We start from the raw sequence: 9284 nt of genomic DNA on the forward strand, positions 1-9284 counted from the left end.
CTGCACCGGCCTCGGAAACCCGGGTAGCTCGACGTCGCGGAGAGGCGGAATCGAGTTCGACGCGATCTGCCCATCTTGCATCGATGCCATCGCCTCCCCGAAACGATCGCCGCGGGTCAGCAACCCATCGGCCGCGGACAGAGGCGTGAACCGAGCCACTCCGCCGACATAGGACTCCAGTCGACGCAGCGGCCGGTCCCGGGCGATCAACCGTGGCAGCAGACCGGACAACCCCGGCATGGCCCCCGCCGAGAAGATCGCGGTCCGCTCGGGTGCGACGGATCCAGCCCGAAGCGCGTCGGCCGCCGGCAGTTCGCCGCCGATGTCGACGTAATCTGCGCCCACTGAAAATGCCGTTCGTGCAACCGAATCGAGCACGAGGTAGGAGGGCCCCGCGCAGTTGACCACCACGCTGCATCCTGTGCAGAACGCTACGAGATCGGCCTCGTTCGCCAGGTCGAGCTGTACCGCCTCGGCCGACCCCACACATTCTTCGGCGACGGCCGTTGCCGTGTGGAAGTTGCGGCCGCCGATGCGGAGAGTTCCCAAGCCGGCGGCGGACATCCGCAGCGCTGCGGTGCGTCCTACCGTCCCGGAACCTCCGATGATGCCGATGACCGGGGCGGGTATCCCGCTCACTGCACCACGCCCAGCCGCAGCCTGACCGCAGACGCTGCTCCCGCCACGGTCGGATCGTCGAGAAAATCGCGGATCGCGATAGCCGCGCCGGTTTCCTTCGCGAGCAGAGCCACCACCCGAACGGCCAACATCGAGTCGCCGCCCAGCGCGAAGAAGTTTCCGCCGCGATCGAGAACGGGAACATCGAGGAACTCCTCGAACACCTCGCACACGGTGTACTCGAGGTCGTCGATCGGCGGGCCGCTGTGCTCGGTGACAGGAGGGTCGGGGAGCAAGCCCAACCGCAACCGATCATCGGCGACGGGATCACCGACTCGCGGGAGATCAGGAGCGCTGTCCCACCCTCGTCCGGCCGCAAGGGCGTGCACCGTGGACACGAATTCCTCGAACGCCGTGGACACCTCGTCGGCGTCGAAAATTTCGTCGACCAACGAGAACACCGTCACCACTTCGTCACCGAGTTCGAAACAGCGAACTTCGAGCGCCACCTGCGGAGTTCGGAGCTGGTGAAAGTAGTCCGCGATCTCGACGGTTCCGAGGGGACCGGCATCGGTGGAAGCCGTCCCTCCCATCGCAGCGTCCACCCCGAGCACACTCTGGAAGACGATCGGTGCAGGCGGTCGCCGGGTGCCTCGTCTACGAGCGAGTTCGCGCCCGGCTTCGACGCCGGAGACGAGGTTGTGCGAGGTGAATTCACTCGACACCGACTGCACCGACGACGCCAACTCGGCGAAGGTGGCATCGGGATCGAGCTCGAGCGGAATGAGCATCGTGGCCGCGAACGCACCGACCACCCGGTGTACGTCCGGATGAAGCGGTAAACGGTTGAGCTGCAACGCATTGAGTAGTAGGCGCGAGTGCCCGGCCCATCGCGCCAACACAGTCCCGAACGCAGTGAGCATCACCGTCGAGGCAGTGACATCGCGGGCCGTGCACTCTGCCCGCAACGCCGCCCATTCCTCGGCCGAGAACCGAGCCTCGCGGTTACCCATCGTGACCGGCGTGACCGACTTGGGGTCGGCGACCAACGGAAGCGCAGGCGGCGCAGGCAGGTCGTCGAGACGATCCCACCACCACTGCCGATCCGCCAGCCAGGCCTCGGTACGGCTCAGACCGGACAACGACGACACGTAATCACCGAAGTCGATCGACAGCGGCACGAGGGTCGCGTTCCAGTCGGCGGCATAGGCCAGTAGGTCGCGGTTCATCGCGCCGGACGACCAGCCGTCGAACGTCAGCAGACTCATCCCGAGGTGCAGCCGCCCACGCTCACCCGGGAGCAACGTCAAACGAACATCGATGCCCGGGCCGGTAATCGGATCGGGGCCGTGCTCGCTCATGTCGCGCCGCACACCGGCCAGTGTCGACTCGATATCCTGCTCGCTGCTGGAGCGCAAGTCGTACAACGTCACTCGCGGCAACGCCGACGGGTCCGACTCCGCGAGCACGTACTGACGGCCGTCCGGCGTCACCCGAGCCCTCAGCGTCGGCTGATGACGGGCAAGGCGCTCCAACGCGTCCGTCAACGCATCCTCGGCATCGTCGCCGTCCATGCCGACCAGCGCGTAATCGAGGTAGTAGTGCGCCGACTCGTACGACAGTTCCCAGCCGTCCTGCTGACCGACGAAGTACCCCTGTTGCAACGGTAGAAGCGGAAACGTCGAGTGGGGATCGTCGCGGCGCGCGATCTCGATGTTCAGCGCGCGGGCGGGCTCGTCGGAGCTACGCCGCTCGACCAGCTCGACGAGTTGATCGAGGGTCGTCTCGACCCGCACATCGGCGAGCTCCAAGACGATATCGAGGCGTTTGCGCACCAGCGCCGACATGCGGACGGTGAGTACCGAGTCGCCGCCGAGCCGCAGGAAACTCTCACCTCGCGCAACATCGTCCGCCGGTAAGCCGAGCAGCTCGCTCCAGATCTCGGTGAGCACCCGCCGAATGTCGTCAGTGCCTGCTCGTGCCGGTTCGTTCTCCATGAAGGTTGTCATCGTGTCAGTCGTCTCCGCAGGTGTGGTGGGGGTCGGGCCGGACTGCGACGAGTAGTCGCTGAGAAAAGGCGTGGAGCGGGTGGTCCGCACGAGGAAGGTCCACGCACGGCCGGAGCCCGGCGGACGTCATTGCGGTGGTCCATTCGTCGACGGTGAGGTACGTGCGATGTGAACCGGCACGGCTGTCGGTACGTGCAGGCGGACCAGAGCCATTGGGCATCGACAGCGCGAAGGGCATCGTCGTCAAAGACTGGGAATGTTCGACGACCGTCTCGATCAGTACTAGTGCGCCTCCCTGCGCGAGAAGATCATGCGCTTCGCGCAGCAGGATACCGACGTCGATCGCGTTGTGCGCCATGGTCGCTGCGAGTACGACGTCGTAGCGGTCGGGAACCCCCGGCTGCTGGAGTTGTTCGGCGAGATTTGCGGTGATGTCCAGCGCCAGAAAGGTCATCGTCTTTTCGGTGGTAATTCGGTCCTGGGCAACTCGCAACAGGTGCGGGGACACGTCGGTGAGGACGTAGTTTTCGACATCGGCGCTTTCCAGTGCCTGCAAAATGTGTTCCGACGTGGCGCCGACACCGGCTCCCAGCTCGAGGATGCGCAGCGGCGCGGTCCGCCTGCGCGCAAGATCAGCGACCACGGACGCGGCGGCGGCGTTGAGGTAGCGGCTGACGACGTTGCTGCCGTACACCTCGAGCGCGGCGCTCGCGTCGCCGTCCGGAAAGAGGATGGACTGCACGCTCACCCGGCCCTGCAGCAGATCGATGGCATGCCGCAACGAGTCGAGCAGCAGCGTAGGAAGTGCCTCCGCGTAGTCCAACCGTCTGCATGCCAGGGTCATGCGGTCGCGTGCGGCTCTCAACTCCTGTCGTCGAGGTCGCGCCCGTAGAGTGAACCGGTCATCGCCCTGCAGGACCACTATGTCGGCGGCCACGAGATCGGTGAGCCAGCGCGCGACGATCCACCGATGTTCGTGGCAGGCGCCCATATCTTCTTCGATGGCTCGGAGGTCGCTGCCGTCCGGTCCGGCGATGTCGGTGATGCGCGCCAGGTGATCGGCAAGTCCGAGGAGAACCAGCCGATCGAGCGCATCGACGTCGTCGGAAGATGTTGCACCCGACCATTCATCGATCGCTGCGAGACCGGCCGCGTCGGCCACTCGATCAAGATACCCATCCGACTCGATAACGGTATTCATTATCATCTAAGGTAGCAGATCTAGTGTTCTCCACCGCATCGAACACCTGCAGAAGGGACCACCCGCATGCCCTCGCCCGAGCAGCACGACGTCAGCGTTCGCCGACTCGAGGGGCCGATCGACGTCGTTCTCGAAGCGCTCGGGGACATCGTGGAGACTCCGCCCGAGAACATCGATCCGACCATGATCCTCACCGCGCTGGGCATCGACTCCTACACCGCAGTTCGACTGCGACGCAGATTGTTCGAGGACACCGACGTCGGCCTCGAATTGACGGACTTCCTCGGTGATGCGACGGCATCGAGCATCGCGGCGCACATCGAACGGCGCCGAGCGGACCTCCCCGTTCCGGCGCCTCGTCCGTCGCCGACAGTCGACGAGGAGAAGCGAGATGAGCGCGCCTCCTTCGAACTCGGCGCAGTGCAGCAGGCATACCTCGTGGGCCGCGAGCCCGCGTTCCCCCTCGGGGGCGTCGCGACCTATTACTACTACGAATACGACCGAGTAGCCGACGATGCGCACGCAGATCTGCGAAAGCTCGAAACAGCCTGGAATGCGGTGGTTCGACGACATCCGATGTTGCGATTCGTCGTCGATCCCGATGCACGAGGTGTCGTGCGCGAGTCCGTCCCCGACTACCGCATCGACGTCACCGATCTGACGGCAACAGCACCCGACGAGTGCCAGCGCAGGCTGGACGAAGCACGCCGGGAAAACTCGCATCGGGTTCTTCCGGTGGACACCGGACCCCTCTACGACATCCGCGCCGCACTACTCCCCGGCGGCATCACCCGACTCTTCGTCGGCTTCGACATCCTCGCGCTCGACATGGCCGGATGGATAGCACTGATGCGCGAATGGGGAGAGCGAGTAGGCGGCCGCACCGAATTCGATCCGCTCGGAGCGTCTTTCGTCGACATACTCGAAGCCCGGGCCATCGACCCCGACCATCAACGCGCTCGCGCCCGCGACCTCGACTATTGGACAGCGAAAGCGCAGCAGCTACCGCCGGGCCCCGAGCTGCCGTGGTTGGCCGACCCCCGTGAACTCGGCGTTCCCCGGTTCGCCCGCGAATCCACCGAACTGACGGCACAGCAATGGGATTCGTTGCAACAAGCGTGCGCCTCGCGCGGGCTGACGCCGACCGCGGTGCTGCTGGCCAGCTTTGCTCTGACGCTCCGCTGTTGGGGCGCCACCGAGAACTTCGCACTCAACACCACACTTTTCGATCGTGAGCACGACACCGCGAACGACGCGCAGAGCACGGCAGACTCGATCGGCGACTTCACAACCACAGTTCTGGTGGAGATGCCATCCGTCGATCGAGGCGATTTCGCGTCGTTCTGCGCCGCGGTCAACCACAGGTTCTGGTCCGACATGGACCACCGCACCGTGTCCGGGGTGGAGGTCCTCCGCCTGCGCACAGACCGACTCCGCACAGACCGACTCCGCACCGACCGACTCCGCACAGACCGAATCGCTGACGCATCATTGACGCCCACCCATCCCGTCGTCTTCACCAGCGGACTCGGACTCTCGGACTCGGGCGATGGACCCACGGAGTGGCTCGGCTCCGAGGTCTTCGGCGTCTCGCAGACACCCCAGGTGCTACTCGATCACATCGTGCGCGAAGACGGTGGCCGGCTCCGCGTCGCCTGGGACACCGTCGAGGGGGCACTGAACGCTCAGTTCGTACGATCGATGGCCGACGCCCATGCACGCCTCCTGTCGCGCTTGGCCGACGACGACTTGGCATGGACCGACACCACACTGACCCACGACCCGACGTTCCGTCCGCCCGAGCCAGTCACGCCCAGCACATTCGATGCCCACGGCCCCTTGCTGACCGACCCGTTCGACGCGAGCACCGACGGATCCGCACCCGCCATCGTCTCGGGCACTGCCGAACTCACCGTCGACCACGTCCGGAAAGGTGCCGCACAGATCGCCGCGGCACTGGCAGCCCGCGGAATCGGCCCGGGCGATGCCGTCGCAGTCAGCGCCGACAAGAGCTCAGCGCAGATCATCGCTGTTCTCGGCGTGGCGGCGAGCGGGGCCGCCTACGTCCCGGTGGAACCGAGCTGGCCCGCCGAGCGTATTGCCAGTGTCGTCCGTCAGGCGAACATCGCGCATGCGCTGATCTCGACAGACACGAACCGCAGTCGATGGCCTGACGGCATCGATGTCGACACCTTCGACGCAGCCGGCCGACTCTCCCCGGTCGGTTCCGAGAACCTCGAAGGTGCAGCTACTCCTCGGCGGCCGGACACCGACGATCTCGCGTACGTCATCTTCACCTCCGGCTCGACCGGAGAACCCAAAGGTGTGGCCATCGAACACCGAGCGGCGAGAACAACACTCGACGACCTGATGGGACGGTATCCGCTCACCGCCGACGATCGCGTGCTCGCGCTGTCCGCCTTCAGCTTCGACCTGTCGGTGTTCGACATCTTCTCGGTGCTCGGCGCAGGCGGTGCGCTGATCTTGCCCGACACTGCACGACTACGCGACCCCGGGCACTGGCTCGACGTGATGGCGCGGCACCGAGTCACCCTGTGGAACACAGCGCCGGCCCTGCTCGAAATGCTCGTCGAATACGCCGAGATCGAACCGGAACGTGCCCGGCGCGCCCTGGGCACTCTCAGGCTCGTCTTTCTCTCCGGCGACTACATCCCGACCACGCTGCCCGACCGGTTGCGCGCACTCGCACCCGGCGCCACCGTGGTAAGCCTGGGCGGCGCAACGGAAGCCGCTATCTGGTCCATCTTCCACCCGATCGGGCACGTCGACCCGGAATGGAAGACCATTCCGTACGGTAGGGCACTGGGCGGGCAAACTTTCCACGTTCTCGACGACGGTGTGCCCTGCGCAGTCGGACAACCCGGAGAGCTGTACATCGGCGGCAGCGGACTCGCCCGCGAATACATCGGCAACCCGGAACAAACCGCCGCCAGATTCTTCGTCCACCCTGCCACGGGCCTACGCCTCTACCGCACCGGTGATCTCGGCCGATGGCGCACCGACGGTTCCATCGAATTCCTCGGCAGGGTCGACCGCCAAGTCAAGATTGCCGGCCACCGGATCGAGCTGGGAGAAATCGACTCGACCCTCGAACGACTGCCGCAGGTGCGTGCCGCCGTGGCGTCGGCGATGCCCGGCCCTGACGACCGCCCGCGTCTGATCTGCTTCATCGTCGACTCGGTGACCGGTACGGCCGCCGCCGACGCAGATCTCGTTGGGGCACTTGAGGAACATCTGCCGCCGTACATGATCCCGAGCCGCTTCGTCCGCCTGCCATCGCTGCCGGTCACCCCGAACGGCAAGGTCGATCACCGCGCCCTGCCGAATCCGTTCAAGCGCGAAACTGTCCCTGTTGTCTCAGCACCCGTTGACCCGACACCGAGTACCGCGATGGATGTCGTCGCCGACGCCTTGGCGCGCGGTCTGGAACTGCGGATCACGGTCACCGCAGGCGCCCTGTCACCGCGCCGGTCCCTCGATGCCGGCGTCGCGTGGGCCGACAACGCCGTGCAGCACCTTCGCGATATCGCAGAGGTGGACGAAGTGCATTCGACCGACGGGTTGCTCGAACTGCACATTCGAGGCACGGAACCCGAAGCTGCAGTGGTCGAAACCGCGCCCACGCCGTCGACCGTAGGGGCGGACCCAGCGATCGAGAAGCAGGTGAGCGACACGTTCGCCGAACTCCTCGGCGAACACATCAATGCGACGACGCCGTTCTTCGACGTAGGAGCGACCTCGCTCACCCTGGTGCTCGCACATCGACGGCTCAGCGCGGACCATCCCACCGACGAGTTCACGGTGATCGACCTGTTCGCACACCCCACCGTCGCCTCACTCGCCTCGTTCCTCAGCGGACTCGCCGGCACTCCCCGAACCCAAGCTCCGGCCCCGGAACGTGCCCTATCCAGCACTTCTGATCACAAGCCCTCGAATGCCGGCCGGAGCCGCCGGGACGCGCGGCTCGCCGCCCGCATGCACGCCGCTGAGGTCACACGATGACGGGCGATATCGCCGTCGTCGGCCTGTCCACACGATTCCCCGGTGCCGCCAACGCTCGTGAGTACTGGTCGCTGATCCGTGACGGGAGAAGCGGTCTCACGCGCCTGACCACCGAGGAACTTCTCGCACGCGGAGTACCCGCGTCGATGGTCCGCGACCGCAACTACGTACCGGTCGCCGGCATCATCGACGGCCAGTCGCACTTCGATCCCGCAGCATGGGGATTCACCGACGCCGAAGCATCGGCTCTCGACCCACAGCACCGCATGCTGATGGAGTGCGCCTGGCTCGCACTCGAAGACAGCGGCCATGGTCACGGCCGCGATGCCGGGGCCGTCGGCGTATTCGTCGGGTCCACGCAGAGCGGCTACCTCGCGCACAACCTCGCCGGTCGGTGGGATTCGACGGGAGGTGGTCGCGACCCGCTGGGAAGCATGCAAACAGCGATCGCGACGCAACCCGACTATCTTCCCCTGCAGATCGCCTACCGACTCGGTCTGACCGGACCTGCCATAGCAGTCTCCACCAGCTGCTCGACCTCCCTCGTCGCCATTCACCTTGCAGCGCAATCGCTCCTGTCGGGGGAGTGCGACACCGCGCTCGCCGGCGGCGTGTCGGCCATCGTCCCCCAGGGACGCGGTTATCTCTACGTCGAGGGAGGGGTGTTCTCGCGGGACGGGGAGATCGCGCCGTTCGGGGCACGGGGTTCCGGCATCGTCTACAGCCAGGGCGCCGGCGCCGTCGTGCTCCGCAGGCTGGACGACGCGGTCGCCGACGGTGACCCGATTCTCGCGGTTCTGCACGGGTCCGCTGTCAACAACGACGGCACCGACAAAGCCGGATTCACGGCACCTTCGGTGCGAGGCCAAGCCCGCGTGGTGGCGGAAGCGCTCGCCGTGGCCGATGCCGCACCGTCGGACATCGGACTGATCGAAGCGCACGGAACGGCGACGAGGTTGGGCGACCCGATCGAGATCGCCGCGCTGCGTGCGGTATTCGGTCAGGGCGGGCCGCCGTGGTGCGGCATCGGTTCGGTAAAGGGCAACATCGGTCATACCAACTCCGCCGCCGGCATCGCGTCCTTCGCGAAAACGGTTCTGGCCATTCATCATCGGACGCTGCCCGTCTCGCTCGGGTCCGACGCCGTGGCCGTCGGGTTGCGACTCGACGAGTCGCCGTTCGAACTCCTCGGCAAGACCCGTGACTGGGATACGCCCTCATTGGCGGGTGTCAGCTCGTTCGGGATCGGCGGCACCAACGCCCACCTCGTACTCGGCCCTGCGCCGGCGACGACCTCCCGGCCGACGCCGTTCGAACGGCCCGTACTGCTGATCTCCTCCGGCGCGACACCCGGTGGGGCACGCGCCACCGCCGATGCGATCGCCGACTTCGCCGCCCGAGCGTCGCCGCCCGATCTGGCACACACCCTCGCC

At 66.2% G+C, this 9284-nt stretch carries 5 protein-coding genes; 2 read left to right on the top strand and 3 right to left on the bottom strand.

The annotated features are described in order from the left end of the window. The 3 genes from WBQ44_RS16365 to WBQ44_RS16375 all read right to left on the bottom strand — a co-directional run. On the bottom strand, positions 1–639 hold a 639-nt coding region (locus WBQ44_RS16365; RefSeq protein ID WP_495567726.1), incomplete at its 3' end, for a saccharopine dehydrogenase NADP-binding domain-containing protein. Beyond that, complete coding sequence (locus tag WBQ44_RS16370) at positions 636–2627, bottom strand: condensation domain-containing protein (protein ID WP_495567727.1); 1992 nt, start codon at positions 2625–2627, stop codon at positions 636–638. The genes WBQ44_RS16365 and WBQ44_RS16370, both read right to left, overlap by 4 nt. Before the next feature lie 4 nt (positions 2628–2631). After that, on the bottom strand, positions 2632–3828 hold the full coding sequence (locus WBQ44_RS16375; RefSeq protein WP_495567728.1) for a class I SAM-dependent methyltransferase: 1197 nt from the start codon (positions 3826–3828) through the stop codon (positions 2632–2634). Positions 3829–3894: 66 nt separating this feature from the next. Between WBQ44_RS16375 and WBQ44_RS16380 the strand changes: the two genes are divergently transcribed. Together WBQ44_RS16380 and WBQ44_RS16385 are read left to right on the top strand one after the other, a co-directional pair. After that, positions 3895–7851: a non-ribosomal peptide synthetase gene (locus tag WBQ44_RS16380; protein WP_495567729.1), complete on the top strand. Its 3957-nt coding sequence runs from the start codon at positions 3895–3897 to the stop codon at positions 7849–7851. Next, a partial coding sequence (locus WBQ44_RS16385) for a beta-ketoacyl synthase N-terminal-like domain-containing protein (protein WP_495567730.1) occupies positions 7848–9284 on the top strand: 1437 nt, incomplete at its 3' end. The genes WBQ44_RS16380 and WBQ44_RS16385, both read left to right, overlap by 4 nt.

The sequence above is a fragment of the Rhodococcus sp. (in: high G+C Gram-positive bacteria) genome, from assembly GCF_049591685.1.
Lineage (GTDB): Bacteria > Actinomycetota > Actinomycetes > Mycobacteriales > Mycobacteriaceae > Rhodococcoides.